Genomic DNA, 17,292 nt, shown 5'->3' with positions numbered 1-17,292 from the left:
CCCTCCAGATTACTCGACTTCTCCGGTATTAATGAGCTATCAGGTTCTCGCCCGTAAGTGGCGCCCTCAAACGTTCGCAGACGTGGTCGGCCAGGAACATGTCCTGACCGCGCTGGCCAACGGCCTCTCGCTGGGGCGGATCCATCACGCCTATCTGTTCTCGGGCACGCGCGGCGTGGGGAAAACCACCATCGCCCGCTTGCTGGCCAAAGGCCTGAACTGTGAAACCGGCATCACCGCCACGCCGTGCGGCCAATGCGACAACTGCCGCGAGATCGAGCAGGGGCGCTTCGTCGATCTGATCGAGATCGACGCCGCTTCCCGAACCAAGGTGGAAGATACCCGCGATCTGCTGGACAACGTTCAGTACGCGCCGGCGCGCGGCCGCTTCAAGGTCTACCTGATCGATGAAGTGCACATGCTCTCGCGCCACAGCTTCAACGCGTTGCTGAAGACGCTGGAAGAGCCGCCGCCGCACGTCAAATTCCTGTTGGCCACCACCGATCCGCAAAAATTGCCGGTGACCATTCTTTCCCGCTGCCTGCAGTTTCACCTCAAAGCGCTGGACGTCGATCAGATCCGCCAGCAGCTGGAAACGGTGCTGACGGCGGAGCAGATCACCAGCGACGCCCGCGCGCTGCAGCTGCTGGCGCGCGCCGCCGACGGCAGCATGCGCGATGCGCTGAGCCTGACCGATCAGGCGATCGCCATGGGGCAGGGGCAGGTGACCGCCGCCACCGTCAGCCAGATGCTCGGTACGCTCGATGACGAGCAGCCGCTGGCGATCCTCGAAGCGCTGGTCAGCGCCGACGGTGAAAAGGTGATGGCGCAGGTCGCGCAGGCCGCTTCGCGCGGCGTGGATTGGGAAAACCTGCTGGTGGAGACGCTGGCGTTGCTGCACCGCATTGCGATGGTGCAACTGCTGCCTTCGATGCTCGACAACCACTACGCCGCCGTGGAACAACGGCTGCGTGAGCTGGCGCGCACCCTGCCGCCGGCCGATGTGCAACTCTATTACCAGACGCTGTTGGTGGGCCGCAAAGAGCTGGCCTATGCGCCGGATCGCCGCATGGGGGTTGAGATGACCCTGCTGCGCGCGCTGGCGTTTCACCCGAAAGCGGTGATCCCGGAGCCGGTGGCGTTGGTGCAGACCGCGCCGACGCCGATGGCGCAGCCGCAGCAGGCCGCATCGCCACAGCCGCCGCAGTTTCAGGACGCGCCGCCGCCGCTAGGGCAGCCGGCCGCGCCGCAGCGACAATCATCGACCCCTTTACCGGATGCCACCGCCCAGCTGTTGAAAGCGCGGTCCCAGCTGCAACGGCAGCAGGGAGCATCCACACCAAAAAAGAATGAGCCGGCGGCGCCAGGAATAGCGCGGCCGGCAAACTCGGCGCTGGGGCGTTTGGCTTCCGTGACCGAGCGCAGCCAGCAGCGCCTGGCGGAGAAGAAGGTGCCGGAAAAACCGGCGAAACCGGAAGCCTATCGTTGGCGCGCGCAGACCGAGCCCGAGGCGGCGCCGGAACCGCTGGCGACGCCGAAAGCGCTGCGCACGGCGTTGGAGCACGAGAAAACGCCGGAGCTGGCCGCCAAGCTGGTGGTGGAGTCGCTGGAGCGCGACGCCTGGGCGGCGGAAATCGATAAGCTGAAGATCCCGAAACTGGTGCAGCAGCTGGCGTTGAACGCCTTCAAGCAGCAGCCGGAGCCGGGCAAGATTAGCCTCCATCTGCGGTCTTCGCAGCGCCATCTGAATTCGCCTTCGGCGCAGAAGACGCTGGCCGACGCGCTCGGTGAGCTGTACGGCAGCCCGATCGAGCTGACCGTGGTGGAGGACGATAATCCGGCGGAGCGCACCCCGCTGGAATGGCGACAAGCCATCTATGAGGAAAAGCTGGCGCAGGCGCGCCAGTCCATCGAAGCGGATACCAACATTCAGACGCTGCGCCGATTCTTCGACGCGGATCTGGATGAAGAGAGTATTCGCCCCCTTTAAACGCTGCGCGATGTGCGCGGCCCTAGCGACGAGAGACGACTATGTTTGGTAAAGGCGGTCTGGGCAACCTGATGAAGCAAGCCCAGCAAATGCAAGAAAAAATGCAGCAGATGCAGGAAGAAGTCGCCAAATTGGAAGTGACCGGCGAATCTGGCGCCGGCCTGGTGAAAGTCACCATCAATGGCGCGCACAACTGCCGCCGCGTGGAAATCGATCCAAGCCTGATGGAAGACGACAAAGAGATGCTGGAAGATCTGATCGCCGCTGCGTTTAACGACGCCGCGCGCCGCATCGAAGAGACCCAGAAAGAGAAAATGGCCTCCGTCTCCAGCGGCATGCAGTTGCCGCCTGGCTTCAAGATGCCGTTCTGATGCAAACCAGCCCGCTCCTTGAATCCCTGATGGAGGCGCTGCGCTGCCTGCCGGGCGTCGGCCCGAAATCGGCTCAGCGCATGGCGTTTCAGCTGCTGCAGCGCGATCGCAGCGGCGGCATGCGCCTGGCGCAGGCGTTGACGCGCGCGATGTCGGAGATCGGCCACTGCGCCGACTGCCGCACCTTCACCGAGCAGGACGTCTGCACCATCTGCGCCAATCCGCGCCGCCAGCAAAACGGCCAGATTTGCGTGGTGGAAAGCCCGGCGGATATCCACGCCATCGAGCAGACCGGCCAGTTCGCCGGGCGCTACTTTGTGCTGATGGGGCATCTGTCGCCGCTGGACGGCATCGGGCCGGGCGATATCGGTCTGGATCGCCTGGAGCAACGGCTGGAAAAGGAAAGCATCACCGAAGTGATCCTCGCCACCAACCCGACGGTGGAAGGGGAGGCGACCGCCAACTATATCGCCGAGATGTGTGGCCAGTATGGCGTGCTCGCCAGCCGCATCGCCCACGGCGTGCCGGTGGGCGGCGAGCTGGAGATGGTCGACGGCACCACGCTGTCGCATTCGCTGGCGGGACGCCACGCCATCAAGTTCTGATGTTTTCCCGGATGGGGCCGCCCGGCCCCATTGTTTTTGCCAAAAATTTCCCGCCGTCCGCTTGAAAAACAAGACCCTGACCCTCATCTGATCCTCATTGTTCGATTTTGGTAGCCATTGTCTTTGAGGTAATCAATGAGTATGAAAGGTCAAGAAACCCGCGGGTTCCAGTCTGAAGTAAAACAGCTGCTTCATTTGATGATCCATTCGCTGTACTCCAACAAAGAAATTTTTCTGCGCGAGCTGATCTCCAACGCCTCTGACGCCGCCGACAAGCTGCGCTTCCGCGCTCTGTCCGCGCCGGAGCTGTATGCCGGCGACGGCGAGCTGCGCGTGCGTTTGTCCTTCGATAAAGAGCAGCGCACCCTGACCATTGCCGACAACGGCATCGGTATGCGCCGCGAAGAAGTGATCGAAAACCTCGGCACCATCGCCAAATCGGGCACCAAAGCGTTTCTGGAATCCATCGGTTCCGACCAGGCGAAAGACAGCCAACTGATCGGCCAATTCGGCGTCGGTTTCTACTCGGCGTTCATCGTGGCGGACAAAGTGACCGTGCGCACCCGCGCGGCCGGCGCCGCCGATGACGAGGGCGTGTTCTGGGAGTCCGCCGGTGAAGGCGACTACACCATCGCCGACATCACCAAAGAAACCCGCGGCACCGAAATCACCCTGCATCTGCGCGAAGGCGAAGATGAGTACCTCGACGCCTGGCGCCTGCGCTCGGTGATCGGCAAATATTCCGATCACATCGCCTTGCCGGTGGAGATCGAAAGCAAGAATGAAGAAGACGGCACCGTCACCTGGGAGAAGATCAACAAGGCGCAGGCCCTGTGGACCCGCAGCAAGGCTGACGTGACCGACGAAGAGTACAAAGAGTTTTACAAGCACATCGCCCACGATTTCACCGATCCGCTGAGCTGGAGCCACAATCGGGTGGAAGGCAAGCAGGAATATACCAGCCTGCTGTATATCCCGGCGCAGGCGCCGTGGGACATGTGGAACCGCGATCACAAGCACGGCCTGAAGCTGTACGTGCAGCGCGTGTTCATCATGGACGACGCCGAGCAGTTCATGCCGAACTATCTGCGCTTCGTGCGCGGCCTGATCGATTCCAACGATCTGCCGCTGAACGTATCGCGCGAGATCCTGCAAGACAGCCGCGTGACGCAGAACCTGCGCGGCGCGCTGACCAAGCGCGTGCTGCAGATGCTGGATAAGCTGGCCAAAGATGACGCCGAAGGCTACCAGAAATTCTGGCAGCAGTTCGGTCTGGTGCTGAAAGAAGGCCCGGCGGAAGATAACGGCAACCAGGAAGCGATCGCCAAACTGCTGCGCTTCGCCACCACCCATGGCGACAGCTCGGCGCAGACCGTGTCGCTGGAAGAGTACGTCGGCCGCATGGCGGAAGGGCAGGAAAAGATTTACTACATCACCGCCGACAGCTACGCCGCCGCCAAGAGCAGCCCGCATCTGGAGCTGTTCCGCAAGAAAGGTATCGAAGTGCTGCTGTTGTCCGATCGCATCGACGAGTGGATGATGAGCTACCTGACCGAGTTCGACGGCAAGCCGTTCCAGTCGGTCAGCAAGGCGGATGAAACGCTGGATAAACTGGCGGATGAAACCGAAGAGCAGAAGGCGGCCGAGAAGCAGTTGGAACCGTTCATCGAACGCGTGAAAACCCTGCTGGGCGACCGCGTGAAGGATGTGCGTCTGACGCACCGCCTGACCGATACGCCGGCGATCGTGGTGACCGACGCCGACGAGATGAGCACCCAGATGGCCAAGCTGTTCGCCGCTGCGGGCCAGCAGGCGCCGGAAGTGAAGTACATTTTCGAGCTTAATCCTGAGCATGCGTTGGTCAAACGCGCATCCGACGTGGGCGATAACGAACATTTCGCCGAGTGGATCGACCTGCTTTTGGATCAGGCGCTGTTGGCTGAACGCGGCACGCTGGAGGATCCGAACCTGTTCATCCGCCGCATGAACAAGTTGCTGTCCGCCTGAAGTTGATTATATGCGCCCTTAACGGCACCGTTAGGGGCGCATTTCCTGTTTTTCCCTGCATTTTCCCCTCTTTTGTTCGCTTGAATTTTTGCATGTTCCGCAATCGATTTCCTTCGCGCGCCTTGAGCCTGCCCCCCCTGAAATGGTATCGTTGAGCGTTTTCGCAATTTTATAAAAACTACATAGCAAGGGGATTTACGCAATGCGTATCATTCTGCTGGGCGCTCCGGGCGCTGGTAAAGGTACTCAGGCTCAATTCATCATGGAGAAATACGGCATTCCGCAAATCTCCACCGGTGATATGTTGCGCGCAGCCGTGAAGGCCGGCAGTGAACTGGGCAAGCAGGCGAAAGAGATCATGGACGCCGGCAAGCTGGTGACCGATGAGCTGGTGATCGCGCTGGTCAAAGAGCGCATCGCTCAGGAAGATTGCCGCAAGGGCTTCCTGTTGGACGGCTTCCCGCGCACCATTCCGCAGGCTGACGCGATGAAAGAAGCCGGCATCAACGTTGACTTCGTGCTGGAGTTCGACGTGCCGGACGAGCTGATCGTTGACCGCATCGTTGGCCGCCGCGTGCACGCGCCGTCCGGCCGCGTATACCACGTGAAGTTCAATCCGCCGCAGGTGGAAGGCAAAGACGACGTGACCGGCGAAGAGCTGACCACGCGCAAGGACGATCAGGAAGAGACCGTGCGCAAGCGCCTGGTGGAATACCATCAGATGACCGCGCCGCTGATCTCTTACTACAGCAAAGAAGCGGCAGCGGGCAACACCCAATACCGCAAAATCGACGGCACCCGCAAGGTGGCCGAAGTGAGCGCAGAGCTGGCGACTATCCTCGGTTGATAGCAAGCTGGCTGTGCATGACGCCGGGCCTGTGGTCCGGCGTTTTTTTTGCCGTTTTCCCGCCAAATTGTGATCGCGGCGGCTTGTTGCGGCCGTGCCCGTTAATCGCCCGCGCCAAATGGCGTATAACAAGCCTGCGTTTTCATCCTCAGCAGGGAGCCGGCATGCTCAGACAGACCAAACTTCTGGCGGAAGCCACCGCGCGCCAGATCGTCCAGCGGGCGATGGGCATCATCAGCCATTCCGTCAACGTGATGGACAGCAACGGCGTGATCATCGCTTCCGGCAACCCGCAGCGCCTGTTCCAGCGTCATGAAGGCGCGGTGCTGGCGCTGGCGGAGAATCGGGTGGTGGAAATCGATCGCGCCACCGCCGAACACCTGAAGGGCGTGCGGCCCGGCATCAACCTGCCGTTCAGCTTTCGCAATCAGCGGGTGGGAGTGATCGGCATTTCCGGCGAGCCGGCCGAGGTGCGCGCCTACGCCGAGTTGGTCAAAATGGCGGCGGAGATGATGGTGGAGCAGGCGGCGCTGCTGGATCAGCACCAGTGGGAAAAACGCTACCGGGAAGAGCTGGCGAACCAGCTGTTGCAGCCGCAGCCGAACACGGCGTCGCTGGAAGCGATGGCGGCGTATCTGGGATTGGATCTGCGTCAGGCGCGCATCGTCTGGATCGTCGAGCTGCAAGAGGCGCAGCCGCACCTGCTGCGCGAACTGCTGGCTGAGCTGGAGGCCACCCAGCGCGATGCGTTGATCGCCATTACCGGCTTCAATGAAATGACCCTGCTGCGCCCGGCCAGCATGGCGCAAGGCGAGTGGAGCCTGAAGCTGGAGCGCCAACAGGCGCAGCGTTTGCAAAACCAGCTCAAGCACCGCTTTCGGGTGCGGCTGATCGTCGGCGGTTTCTACGACGATCCGCAAAGCGCCTACCGCTCCAGCCTGACCGCGCGCGCCACCCAGGCGATGGCGCAGCGCCTGAAATTGCGCCACGCCACGCTGTTCTACCACGACTATCCGCTGCCGTCGCTGCTGTGCGATCTCGGGGAGGACTGGCGAGCGCAAGAGCTGGGGCGCCCCTGGCGGACGCTGGAGGAACAGGATGAAAAAGGCGTGCTGCGCGCCACGCTGCGCCACTATTTTTCGCAGAATTGTGATCAGACGCAGGCCGCCGCGCAGCTGCATATTCACGTCAATACCCTGCGCTATCGCCTGCAGCGCATCGAAGCCATAACCGGTATGAAAATCAATCAATTAACTGACTCTCTGCGGTTGTATATCGGCATGCTGATGCACGACTGAGTTGTGCCAACCCACAAATTCCGCGCCGTTCCTTCGGCGATTTTTTGTTGTTTCCCCTCAGGCCAACGCCGGGCGCGCGGGATATGTTGGCCTGCACATCAACCACGGAGAAAACAACAATGACAACCGTATCCACTCTGGGGGCGCTGGTGGCGTTAGCCGTCGCCATCGTCCTGATTCTACGCAAGGTTCCACCGGCTTACGGCATGATTGCCGGCGCGCTGGCGGGCGGGCTGTGCGGCGGCGCCGATCTGGTGCAGACCGTGACGCTGATGATCGGCGGGGCGCAGGGCATCACCAACGCCGTGATGCGCATTCTGGCGGCGGGGGTATTGGCCGGGGTGCTGATCGAATCCGGCGCGGCGCACACCATCGCCGAAACTATCGTACGCAAGGTGGGCGAAACCCGCGCGCTGCTGGCGCTGGCGGTGGCTACACTGATCCTGACGGCGGTGGGGGTGTTTATCGACGTGGCGGTGATCACCGTCGCGCCGATCGCGCTGTCGATCGCCCAAAAGGCCGGCATTTCTCGTGCGGCGATCCTGCTGGCGATGATCGGCGGCGGCAAGGCCGGCAACGTGATGTCGCCCAACCCGAACACCATCGCGGCGGCGGACAACTTCCACGTGCCGCTCACCTCGGTGATGATGGCCGGCATCGTGCCGGGGCTGTGCGGCCTGGTGGTGGCCTATCTGCTGGCGCGTCGCCTGAGCGATAAAGGTAGCAGGGTGATGGCTGAAGAGCTGACTCAGCATGCCGAAGGGGCGCGGCCGGGCTTCGCTGCGGCGATCAGCGCGCCGCTGGTGGCGATCCTGCTGCTGTCGCTGCGGCCGATCGCCGGTATCGCCGTTGATCCGCTGATCGCGCTGCCGGCCGGCGGTTTGGCGGGCGCGCTGCTGATGGGGCGCATTCGTCAGTGCAATCAGTTTATGGTCTCCGGCCTGTCGCGCATGGCGCCGGTGGCGATCATGCTGCTCGGCACCGGCACGCTGGCGGGCATTATCGCCAACTCGGCGCTGAAGGATGTCTTGATTACCGGTTTGACGCACACCGGGCTGCCGGCCTGGCTGCTGGCGCCGCTGTCCGGCGCGCTGATGTCGATGGCGACCGCCTCGACCACCGCCGGCACCGCCGTCGCCTCCGGGGTGTTCAGCTCCACGCTGCTTGAGCTGGGGGTGAGCGGATTGGCCGGCGCGGCGATGATCCATGCGGGCGCCACGGTGCTGGATCACCTGCCGCACGGCAGCTTCTTCCACGCCACCGGCGGCAGCGTCAATATGGCGGTGCACGAGCGGCTCAAACTGTTGCCGTATGAAACGCTGGTGGGGTTCACCATCGCGGCAATCTCGGCGCTGATGTTTGGCGTATTTAACCTGGCGGGATAAGGAACAGTGATGAAAACGCTGAAAAAAGTGGTTATTGCCCCGGATTCTTTCAAAGAGAGCCTGAGCGCGCTCGGCGTCGCCGACGCCATTGAGCGGGGATTCCGTCAGATTTACCCGCAGGCGCACTACGTGAAGCTGCCGATGGCGGACGGCGGTGAAGGGACGGTGGAGTCGATGGTGGCGGCCACCGGCGGTGAAATCGTTCAGGTGACGGTCACCGGCCCGCTGGGGGAGCCGGTGCAGGGGTTCTATGGCTTGTTGGGCGACGGCGAAACCGCGGTGATTGAAATGGCCGCCGCCTCCGGGCTGCACTTGGCGCCGCCCAACCGGCGCGATCCGCGCATCACCACCAGTTACGGCACCGGCGAACTGATGCTGGCGGCGCTGGATCGCGGCGTGAAGGCGATCGTTCTCGGCATTGGCGGCAGCGCCACCAACGACGGCGGCGCCGGAATGATGCAGGCGCTGGGCGTTAAATTGCTGGATAAGGATCGTCGCCCGCTGGCAATGGGCGGCGCGGCGCTGGCGCAGCTGGCGCACCTCGATCTCGCCGGACTGGACGCACGTTGGCAGCGGGTGAGCGTAACCGCCGCCTGCGACGTGGATAACCCGCTGTGCGGTGCAAAGGGCGCGTCGGCGGTATTTGGGCCGCAGAAAGGGGCGACGCCGGAGATGGTGGCGCAGCTCGATGCGGCGTTGCACCACTATGGCGAACTGCTGGAACGGGAAACCGGCCGCGCCGTGCTGAGCCAGCCAGGGGCGGGTGCGGCGGGCGGCATGGGGGCGGCGCTGCTTGGCATGCTCAACGCGCGCTTGCGGCCGGGCATCGAGATCGTCACTGAAACCCTGCGCCTGGATGAAGCGGTGCGCGATGCCGATTTGGTGATCACCGGCGAAGGGCGGCTGGACAGCCAGTCTGTCCACGGTAAAACGCCGATCGGCGTGGCGCGGGTAGCCAAGCGTCACGGCGTGCCGGTGATCGCCATTGCCGGCAGCCTGGCGCCGGATTATCCGGTGGTGCATCAACACGGCATCGATGCGGCGTTTTCGGTGCTCGATCGCATCGTGACGCTGGAAGACGCGCTGGCGGACGCCGATCGCAATCTGCAGGTGACGGCGCGCAATGTGGCGGCGGTATGGCAGCTGGCGCAAGGAAGATGCCCACAGGCATAGCCTGTTGCTGTTATCGGTTTCGACGCAGGACTTTTCCGTTACAATAGCCGGCATTAATGGCTGCTGACATCCCGACCCAGAACGGAATGCCGGCCGGAAAGGAAATGAGGGGAACTGAGATGAAGCAAGAGAAACACGGCGTATTGCTGGTGAACCTGGGCACGCCAGATGCGCCGACCTCGTCGGCGGTCAAACGCTATCTGAAGGAATTCCTCAGTGACGATCGCGTGGTCGACACGGCGCCGCTGATCTGGTGGCCGATCCTCAACGGCGCGATCTTGCCGATCCGTTCGCCGCGCGTGGCTAAACTCTATCAGTCGGTGTGGATGGAAGAGGGTTCGCCGCTGCTGGTGTACAGCCGCCGCCAACAGCGGGCGCTGGCGGCGCGCATGCCGAATACGCCGGTGGAGTTGGGCATGAGCTACGGTTCGCCGAGCCTGGCGGAAGCCATCGACAAGTGCTGGCGCAGGGCGTGACCAACCTGGTGGTGCTGCCGCTCTATCCGCAATATTCCTGTTCCACCAGCGCGGCGGTATGGGACGGCGTAGCCCGGGTGCTGAAAGGCTATCGCCGCTTGCCGTCGGTGGCCTTCATTCGCGATTACGCCGAACACCCAGCCTATATCGCCGCGCTGCAACAAAGCGTGGAGCGTTCGTTCGCCGAGCACGGCCAGCCGGACCGGCTGGTGCTGTCTTTCCACGGCATCCCCAAACGTTATGCGCGGCTTGGCGACGACTACCCGCAGCGCTGCGAGGATACGCTGCGTGCGCTGAGCGCGACGCTGCCGCTGGCGCCGGAGCGGGTGATGATGACGTACCAATCGCGCTTCGGCCGCGAGCCTTGGCTGACGCCGTATACCGATGAGACCCTAAAAGGGCTGCCGGCGCAGGGCGTGAAGCACATTCAGCTGCTCTGCCCCGGTTTCTCGGCGGACTGCCTGGAAACGCTGGAAGAGATTAAAGAGCAGAACCGCGAGATCTTCCTTAAGGCCGGCGGCGAGAAGTTTGAATACATCTCAGCGTTGAACGACGAGCCGGCGCATATCGATATGATGCAGCAGTTGGTGGCGCAGCGTCTGTAATCATCCATAATCTGTCTATTAGGTGCATCGTGATCGGGCGGGGATGTGTTAACATTCTCCGCTTGTTAAACCGCCACCACCACCAATCACATGAAATTTCCTGGTAAACGCAAGTCCAAACACTATTTCCCGGTGAGCGCCCGCGATCCGCTTCTGCAGCAGGCCCAGCCCGAAAGTGAAATCAGCACCTCGTATATCGTCGGCATCGACCAGACGCTGGTGGATATCGAGGCGAAAGTGGACGACGCTTTTGTCCAGCGCTACGGCCTGAGCCTGGGCCACTCTCTGGTGATCGAAGATGACGTCGCCGAGGCGCTGTATCAGGAATTGAATGAAAACAACCTGGTCACCCATCAGTTCGCCGGCGGCACCATCGGCAACACCATGCACAACTATTCGGTGCTGGCGGACGACCGCTCGGTGCTGCTCGGCGTGATGTGCAGCAACGTGAAAATCGGCAGCTACGCCTACCGTTATCTGTGCAATACCTCCAGCCGCACCGATCTTAACTATCTGCAGGGCGTTGACGGCGCCATCGGCCGCTGTTTCACGCTGATCGGCGAAAGCGGCGAGCGCACCTTCGCCATCAACCCCGGCCAGATGAACCAGCTGCGCCCGGAAAGCATCCCTGAAGAGGTGATCGCCGGCGCGTCGGCGCTGGTGCTGAGCTCTTATCTGGTGCGCTGCAAGGAAGGGGAGCCGATAAAGGAGGCTACCCTGCAGGCGATCGAATACGCCAAAAAGCACGATGTGCCGGTGGTGCTGACCCTGGGCACCAAGTACGTGATCGCCGACAACCCGCAGTGGTGGCGCGACTTCCTGAAGGAAAATGTGACCATTCTGGCGATGAACGAAGACGAAGCGCTGGAGCTGACCGGGCTGAGCGATCCGTTGACCGCCTCGGACATGGCGCTGGAGTGGGTGGATCTGGTGCTGTGCACCGCCGGGCCGAACGGCCTGTATATGGCGGGCTACACCGAAGAGGCCAACAAGCGTCAGACCCAGCACCCGCTGTTGCCGGGGCATATCGCCGAGTTCAACCGCTACGAGTTCAGCCGCGCCATGCGCCGCGAACACTGTGAGCATCCGCTGCGCGTTTACTCGCACATCGCGCCGTATATGGGCGGGCCGGAGAAGATCATGAACACCAACGGCGCCGGCGACGGCGCGCTGTCGGCGTTGCTGCACGATATCGCCGCCAACGGTTATCACCGCCACAACGTGCCGAACTCGAGCAAGCACGTGCGCAGTTACCTGACATACTCTTCGTTGGCGCAGGTGTGCAAATACGCCAATCGCGTCAGCTACCAGGTGTTGAACCAGCATTCGCCGCGTCTCACTCGCGGCCTGCCGGAGCGCGAAGACAGCCTGGAAGAGTCCTATTGGGAGCGTTAACCCGCTGAAAAAGAAAAGGTCCGGCATGCCGGACCTTTTTTTGTGCGCGGTGCCTCAGATCGGGCAGCCCCCCATTTTTTCTTCTTCGCTCAGGGTATCCAGCTGCAGGATGTTCAGCATGCTGTTGGCGATCTCCCGTTCGCCCATCACCACCTGATTGGCGCCGCGATCGGTGATGTAGGCCACCTCGTCGTCGTAGTGGGCGCGGGCGATGATCTCGATGTTCGGCCGCTTGGCGCGCGCCGAGGCGACGATCTCGCCGGCCTCATAGCCGTTGGGGATGGTCAGCAGCAGCCAGCGCGCGCAGTCGAGCCGCGCCAGATCCATCACTTCCGGATTGGCGGCGTTGCCCAGCACCGTCTTGATGCCCTGTTCGCGCAGCGCTTCCACCCGCGGGCGGGAGTTCTCGATCACCACCAGCGGAATGCCCGCCTCGGCCAGTTTGCCGCCCAGCAGGCTGCCGACGCGGCCGTAGCCGACCACCAGCGCATGGTTGCACATGTCCACCGGGATCTGCTTCTCCTCTTCCACCGCCTCTTCGAGGATTTGCTCTTCGATGGTTTCGGTTTTGGCCAGATAGCGCTCCAGCAGGGTGAACAGCAGCGGGTTGAGCATGATGGACAGAATGGCGCCGGCCAGCACCAGATTGCGCCCGTGTTCCGACATCATGCCGAGCGCGATGCCGAGGCCCGCCAGAATAAAGGCGAACTCGCCGATCTGCGCCAGGCTGGCGGAGATGGTCAGCGCGGTGCGCTTGGAGTGGCCGAACATTTTCACCAACAGGAACGCGGCGGCGGATTTGCCGAACACGATGATCGCCAGCGTCGCCAGCACCGCCAGCGGTTCGTTAATCACGATCATCGGATCGAACAGCATGCCTACCGAGACGAAGAACAGCACCGCGAACGCGTCGCGCAGCGGCAGGGTGTCGTGCGCCGCGCGGTGGCTCAGCTCGGACTCGTTCAGCACCATGCCGGCGAAGAAGGCGCCCAGCGCGAAGGAGACGTCGAACAGCTTCACCGCGCCGTAGGCGATGCCAAGCGCCAGCGCCAATACCGCCAGGGTGAACAGCTCGCGCGAGCCGGTGCTGGCGGTTTTCGACAGGATCCACGGCACCAAACGGCGGCCGACCACGATCATCAACGCGATGAAGGCGATGACCTTGCCGATGGTCAGCGCCAGCTCCATCAGCAGCTGGCTGCTGCTGGCGTTGTCGTTGCCCAGCATATTGCCGAAGGCGGGCAGTAATACCAGCGTCAGCACCATCGCCAAATCTTCGACGATCAGCCAGCCGATAGCGATTTGCCCGCGCTGGCTGTCGATCAATTGCCTCTCCTCCAGCGCGCGCAACAGCACCACGGTGCTGGCGGTGGAGAGACAGAGGCCGAACACCAGGCCGGAGATCAGATCCCAGCCGAGCAGCTTGGACAGCCCCATGCCGAGCAGGGTAGCGACGGCTATCTGCGCCACGGCGCCGGGTATGGCGATAGATTTTACTGCGAGGAGGTCTTTCAAAGAGAAGTGCAGGCCAACACCGAACATCAACAGGATAACGCCGATTTCCGCCAGTTCCGGCGCCAGTGAGGTATCGGCGACGAAACCGGGGGTGAACGGGCCGGCGAGCACCCCTGCGGCCAGATATCCCACCAGGGGTGAGATGCGCAGGCGGTTCGCCAGCATACCGAGGAGGAAGGCGAGTACTAACCCTCCGACGATGGTGGTGATGAGCGGTGTTGAATTATGCATCCATACTCCTTCTGGCTATGCATCGCGGCACGGGAGAAACGCAACAAAGTTACGAAAAGATACATTTAGTTTATTGCATTTGTTCGCGGCTTGCTTGGCTAATTTGGCCTTTTTTGTAAAAAAGCAGAGGATTTCGCTTAAGGCGCGGCAATGAGGGAGTTTTGTGCCAGATAAACCAAATAACATTGATTTATCCGTAGGATAACCCGGATGAATAAATAATTTCATCCGGGCGGTTCGCGGGGTTATTGCGGTTTATGCTCCATATTGGGCAGTAGCGCGGTGATAATGCCGATCAGCGGCAGGAAAGCACAGATTTGGTAGACCAGCTCGATACTGGTCAAATCGGCGACATAACCAAGAACTGCCGCACCTAACCCGCCCATACCGAAAGCAAAACCGAAGAATAAACCGGAAACCATGCCGACTTTACCGGGGATCAGCTCCTGTGCGTAGACCAGGATGGCGGAGAACGCCGAGGCGAGAATAACCCCGATGATCACCGTCAAAATGCCGGTCCAGTACAGGGATGCATGGGGTAAAATAAGCGTAAATGGCGCTGCGCCAAGGATTGAGCCCCAAATAACGTATTTTCTCCCTATCTTGTCGCCAAGAGGCCCGCCGATGATGGTTCCGGCGGCCACCGCGAACAGGAAGGCGAACAGGTGAATTTGCGCATTCTGCACCGAAACGCCGAACTTATGTATCAGATAAAAGGTGTAATAGCTGCTGATGCTGGCCAGATAGAAGTATTTAGAGAAAATCAGCACCAGCAGAATGCCCAGCGAGTAGGCGACGGTACGTTTTGGCAGCGGTTTCAGCATTGCGGGGCTTTTCGGCTGCCCTTTCGCCGCCCGATGCTGATGTTGGTACCACTTGCTGACCTGCAGCAATACCACGATCGCCAGCAGCGCCGCCAGCGTGAACCAGGCGACGTTGCCTTTGCCGTAAGGCGCGATGATCAGCGCGGCCAGCAGCGGGCCGAGCGAGCTGCCGAAGTTGCCGCCGACCTGGAACAGCGACTGCGCCAGGCCGTGTCGTCCGCCGGAGGCCATGCGCGCCACGCGCGAGGATTCCGGGTGGAATACCGATGAGCCGGTGCCCACCAGCGCCGCCGCCAGCAGCACCAGCGGGAAGGTGTTCGCCACCGACAGCAGCAGCAGGCCGGACAGGGTAAAGCCCATGCCGATAGGCAGTGAGTAAGGCTGCGGGTGTTTATCGGTGTAATAGCCGATCAGCGGTTGCAGCAGGGAAGCCGTTAGCTGATAGGTCAGGGTGATCATACCGATCTGCACGAAGCTGAGGTGGAAATCGGCTTGCAGGATCGGGTAAATCGCCAGGATCAGCGACTGGATCATATCGTTGAGCAGGTGAGACACGCTGATGGCGCCGAGGATGGAGAAAGCGGTCCTCTTTACCGTACTGCCCTTGGCGGGCGGCATCGCGCTTTGGCTACTGTCGGTCATATTATTATTAGCCTGATAAGTTGTTGAGCACAGAGATGACATCTTAGGCAGGGCGTTCAATTTTTACCATATCTGAAATAATCAGACTCACATCGCAAAAAATTGAAATCAGCTGTCATTAATTCGCGCTACAATTTCGCCCTCATCATAAAAGCCATTTAATACACGGAGATCCGCCATGCGTTTTTCGCTGAAAACCACCGCATGCGCGTTGGCCGTATCCCTGACGCTGCTGTCGGGGGCCGCCAGTGCCTGGGAAAAGGATAAGACCTACGCCATCACCATTCTGCATACCAACGATCATCACGGTCACTTCTGGCAGAACGATCACGGTGAATACGGTCTGGGCGCGCAGAAAACCCTGGTGGACGGCATTCGCCGCGAAGTGGCGGCGCAGGGCGGCAGCGTGCTGTTGCTGTCCGGCGGCGATATCAACACCGGCGTGCCGGAATCGGATCTGCAGGACGCCGAGCCGGACTTTCGCGGCATGAACCTGGTGGGTTACGACGCGATGGCGATCGGCAACCACGAATTCGACAACCCGCTGAGCGTGCTGCGCCAGCAGGAGAAGTGGGCGACCTTCCCGCTCTTGTCCGCCAACATCTACCAGAAAAGCACAGGCCAGCGCCTGTTCAAGCCTTACGCCTTGTTCGACAAGCAGGGTATCAAGATTGCCGTGATCGGCCTGACGACCGACGACACCGCCAAGATAGGCAATCCGGAGTACTTCACCGACATGGAGTTCCGCGTGCCGGCGCAGGAAGCGAAGCAGGTGGTGGAGCAACTGCGCAAGGACGAGAAGCCGGACGTGATCATCGCCGCCACCCATATGGGGCACTACGACAACGGCGAGCATGGCTCTAACGCGCCGGGCGACGTGGAGATGGCGCGCAGCCTGCCGGCGGGATATCTCGACATGATCGTCGGCGGCCACTCGCAGGATCCGGTGTGCATGGCCGGTGACAACCGCAAACAGGCGGATTACGTACCGGGCACGCCATGCTCGCCGGATCGTCAGAACGGCACCTGGATCGTGCAGGCGCACGAGTGGGGCAAATACGTCGGGCGCGCCGATTTCGAATTCCGCAACGGCGAGCTGAAGCTGGTGCATTATCAGCTGATCCCGGTGAACCTGAAGAAGAAGGTGGAGAAAGCCGACGGCACCAGCGAGCGCGTGTACTACACCCAGCAGATTGCGGAAGATCCGACCATGATGAAGCTGCTGACGCCGTTCCAGGATAAGGGCAAGGCGCAGCTGGGCGTGAAGATCGGCAGCGTCAACGGCAAGCTTGAAGGCGATCGCAGCAAGGTGCGCTTCGTGCAGACCAACCTGGCGCGGGTGATGCTGGCGGCGCAGAGGGAGCGCGCCGACGCCGACTTCGCCGTGATGAGCGGCGGCGGGGTGCGCGATTCGATTGAAAGCGGCGATATCACCTACAAGAACGTGCTCAAGGTGCAGCCGTTCGGCAACACGCTGGTGCATGTCGATATGAAAGGCCGCGAGGTTGAACAGTATCTGGCGGTGGTGGCCAACATGAAGCCGGATTCCGGCGCCTATGCCCAGTTCGCCAACGTCAGCCTGGTGGCGGACGGCAAGGGCGTCAGCGAGGTGAAGATCAACGGCCAGCCGCTGCAGGCGGATAAAACTTACCGCATGGCGACGCTGAACTTCAACGCGCTGGGCGGCGACGGCTATCCGAAGCTGGACGGGCTGCCGAGCTACGTCAACACCGGCTTTATCGATGCCGAAGTGCTGAAGCAGTACATCGAGAAACACTCGCCGCTGGATGCAGCGGCCTACGAGCCGAAGGGCGAAATCGTCTATCGCTAGGGGCGTCGCGGAACGGCGCTCTCGCTTGTCGCGGGGGCGCCGTTCCCCCCTCGCTTTTCTCCTCTGCATCAACGCCTTTTGTCAGCGTTGCCGTTTT

12 protein-coding genes, 1 pseudogene and 1 other annotated feature are annotated in these 17,292 nt (G+C 61.6%); of the genes and pseudogenes, 11 read left to right on the top strand and 2 right to left on the bottom strand.

Going from position 1 to position 17,292, the window contains the following annotated elements; genetic code table 11:
• Nucleotides 1-31: 31 nt before the first annotated feature.
• The 10 genes and pseudogenes from dnaX (at nt 32) to ITX55_RS09635 (ending at nt 12,152) form a co-directional block, all read left to right on the top strand.
• Nucleotides 32-1,990 (top strand): DNA polymerase III subunit gamma/tau, encoded by a 1,959-nt coding sequence (dnaX, locus tag ITX55_RS09680; RefSeq protein ID WP_047025747.1) that lies wholly within the window; start codon nt 32-34, stop codon nt 1,988-1,990.
• Nucleotides 1,323-1,387, top strand: a sequence feature (DnaX frameshifting element). It overlaps the preceding gene by 65 nt.
• Nucleotides 1,991-2,031: 41 nt before the next feature.
• A complete protein-coding gene (locus tag ITX55_RS09675; protein WP_004940264.1) occupies nt 2,032-2,361 on the top strand; it encodes a YbaB/EbfC family nucleoid-associated protein in 330 nt (109 codons plus the stop codon).
• The gene (gene recR / locus ITX55_RS09670; protein WP_004940263.1) at nt 2,361-2,966 is read left to right on the top strand and encodes a recombination mediator RecR; all 606 of its coding nucleotides are present in this window, start codon (nt 2,361-2,363) and stop codon (nt 2,964-2,966) included. Before ITX55_RS09675 ends, recR begins: the two co-directional genes overlap by 1 nt.
• Before the next feature lie 141 nt (nt 2,967-3,107).
• Nucleotides 3,108-4,973, top strand: coding sequence for a molecular chaperone HtpG (htpG, locus tag ITX55_RS09665; protein ID WP_033651110.1), 1,866 nt, complete (start codon nt 3,108-3,110; stop codon nt 4,971-4,973).
• Nucleotides 4,974-5,175: 202 nt separating this feature from the next.
• Nucleotides 5,176-5,820: an adenylate kinase gene (gene adk, locus ITX55_RS09660; RefSeq protein WP_004940261.1), complete on the top strand. Its 645-nt coding sequence runs from the start codon at nt 5,176-5,178 to the stop codon at nt 5,818-5,820.
• Between the two features lie 164 nt (nt 5,821-5,984).
• Complete coding sequence (locus tag ITX55_RS09655; protein ID WP_033651111.1) at nt 5,985-7,118, top strand: sugar diacid recognition domain-containing protein; 1,134 nt, start codon at nt 5,985-5,987, stop codon at nt 7,116-7,118.
• A gap of 119 nt (nt 7,119-7,237) precedes the next feature.
• The gene (locus ITX55_RS09650; protein WP_042783808.1) at nt 7,238-8,503 is read left to right on the top strand and encodes a GntP family permease; all 1,266 of its coding nucleotides are present in this window, start codon (nt 7,238-7,240) and stop codon (nt 8,501-8,503) included.
• A gap of 9 nt (nt 8,504-8,512) precedes the next feature.
• A complete protein-coding gene (locus ITX55_RS09645) occupies nt 8,513-9,676 on the top strand; it encodes a glycerate kinase (protein WP_223085019.1) in 1,164 nt (387 codons plus the stop codon).
• A 119-nt stretch (nt 9,677-9,795) separates the two neighbouring features.
• Nucleotides 9,796-10,757: pseudogene (hemH, locus tag ITX55_RS09640) on the top strand (ferrochelatase).
• Between the two features lie 90 nt (nt 10,758-10,847).
• Entirely contained in the window at nt 10,848-12,152 is a 1,305-nt protein-coding gene (locus ITX55_RS09635; protein WP_033651114.1) for an inosine/guanosine kinase, read from the top strand.
• A 54-nt stretch (nt 12,153-12,206) separates the two neighbouring features.
• On the opposite strand, the gene ybaL is transcribed toward ITX55_RS09635, so the two are convergent.
• Together ybaL and ITX55_RS09625 are read right to left on the bottom strand one after the other, a co-directional pair.
• Nucleotides 12,207-13,898: a YbaL family putative K(+) efflux transporter gene (ybaL, locus tag ITX55_RS09630; protein ID WP_004940247.1), complete on the bottom strand. Its 1,692-nt coding sequence runs from the start codon at nt 13,896-13,898 to the stop codon at nt 12,207-12,209.
• Nucleotides 13,899-14,143: 245 nt separating this feature from the next.
• Complete coding sequence (locus ITX55_RS09625) at nt 14,144-15,364, bottom strand: MFS transporter (RefSeq protein WP_033651115.1); 1,221 nt, start codon at nt 15,362-15,364, stop codon at nt 14,144-14,146.
• 178 nt (nt 15,365-15,542) lie between these two features.
• Between ITX55_RS09625 and ushA the strand changes: the two genes are divergently transcribed.
• Nucleotides 15,543-17,195, top strand: a complete 1,653-nt coding sequence (gene ushA, locus ITX55_RS09620) for a bifunctional UDP-sugar hydrolase/5'-nucleotidase UshA (protein WP_033651116.1) — start codon at nt 15,543-15,545, stop codon at nt 17,193-17,195.
• The last annotated feature ends 97 nt before the right edge of the window (nt 17,196-17,292 follow it).

This window comes from Serratia sp. EWG9 (assembly GCF_019913725.1).
Classification (GTDB): Bacteria; Pseudomonadota; Gammaproteobacteria; order Enterobacterales; family Enterobacteriaceae; genus Serratia; species Serratia ureilytica.
This window is presented reverse-complemented; position numbering and strand designations above follow the sequence as displayed.

Excerpts from the sequence above, each read along its gene's own strand:
- dnaX (WP_047025747.1), top strand. The coding sequence starts at position 32 with ATGAGCTATCAGGTTCTCGCCCGTAAGTGGCGCCCTCAAACGTTCGCA.
- ITX55_RS09675 (WP_004940264.1), top strand. The coding sequence starts at position 2,032 with ATGTTTGGTAAAGGCGGTCTGGGCAACCTGATGAAGCAAGCCCAGCAA.
- recR (WP_004940263.1), top strand. The coding sequence starts at position 2,361 with ATGCAAACCAGCCCGCTCCTTGAATCCCTGATGGAGGCGCTGCGCTGC.
- htpG (WP_033651110.1), top strand. The coding sequence starts at position 3,108 with ATGAAAGGTCAAGAAACCCGCGGGTTCCAGTCTGAAGTAAAACAGCTG.
- adk (WP_004940261.1), top strand. The coding sequence starts at position 5,176 with ATGCGTATCATTCTGCTGGGCGCTCCGGGCGCTGGTAAAGGTACTCAG.
- ITX55_RS09655 (WP_033651111.1), top strand. The coding sequence starts at position 5,985 with ATGCTCAGACAGACCAAACTTCTGGCGGAAGCCACCGCGCGCCAGATC.
- ITX55_RS09650 (WP_042783808.1), top strand. The coding sequence starts at position 7,238 with ATGACAACCGTATCCACTCTGGGGGCGCTGGTGGCGTTAGCCGTCGCC.
- ITX55_RS09645 (WP_223085019.1), top strand. The coding sequence starts at position 8,513 with ATGAAAACGCTGAAAAAAGTGGTTATTGCCCCGGATTCTTTCAAAGAG.
- ITX55_RS09635 (WP_033651114.1), top strand. The coding sequence starts at position 10,848 with ATGAAATTTCCTGGTAAACGCAAGTCCAAACACTATTTCCCGGTGAGC.
- ybaL (WP_004940247.1), bottom strand. The coding sequence starts at position 13,898 with ATGCATAATTCAACACCGCTCATCACCACCATCGTCGGAGGGTTAGTA.
- ITX55_RS09625 (WP_033651115.1), bottom strand. The coding sequence starts at position 15,364 with ATGACCGACAGTAGCCAAAGCGCGATGCCGCCCGCCAAGGGCAGTACG.
- ushA (WP_033651116.1), top strand. The coding sequence starts at position 15,543 with ATGCGTTTTTCGCTGAAAACCACCGCATGCGCGTTGGCCGTATCCCTG.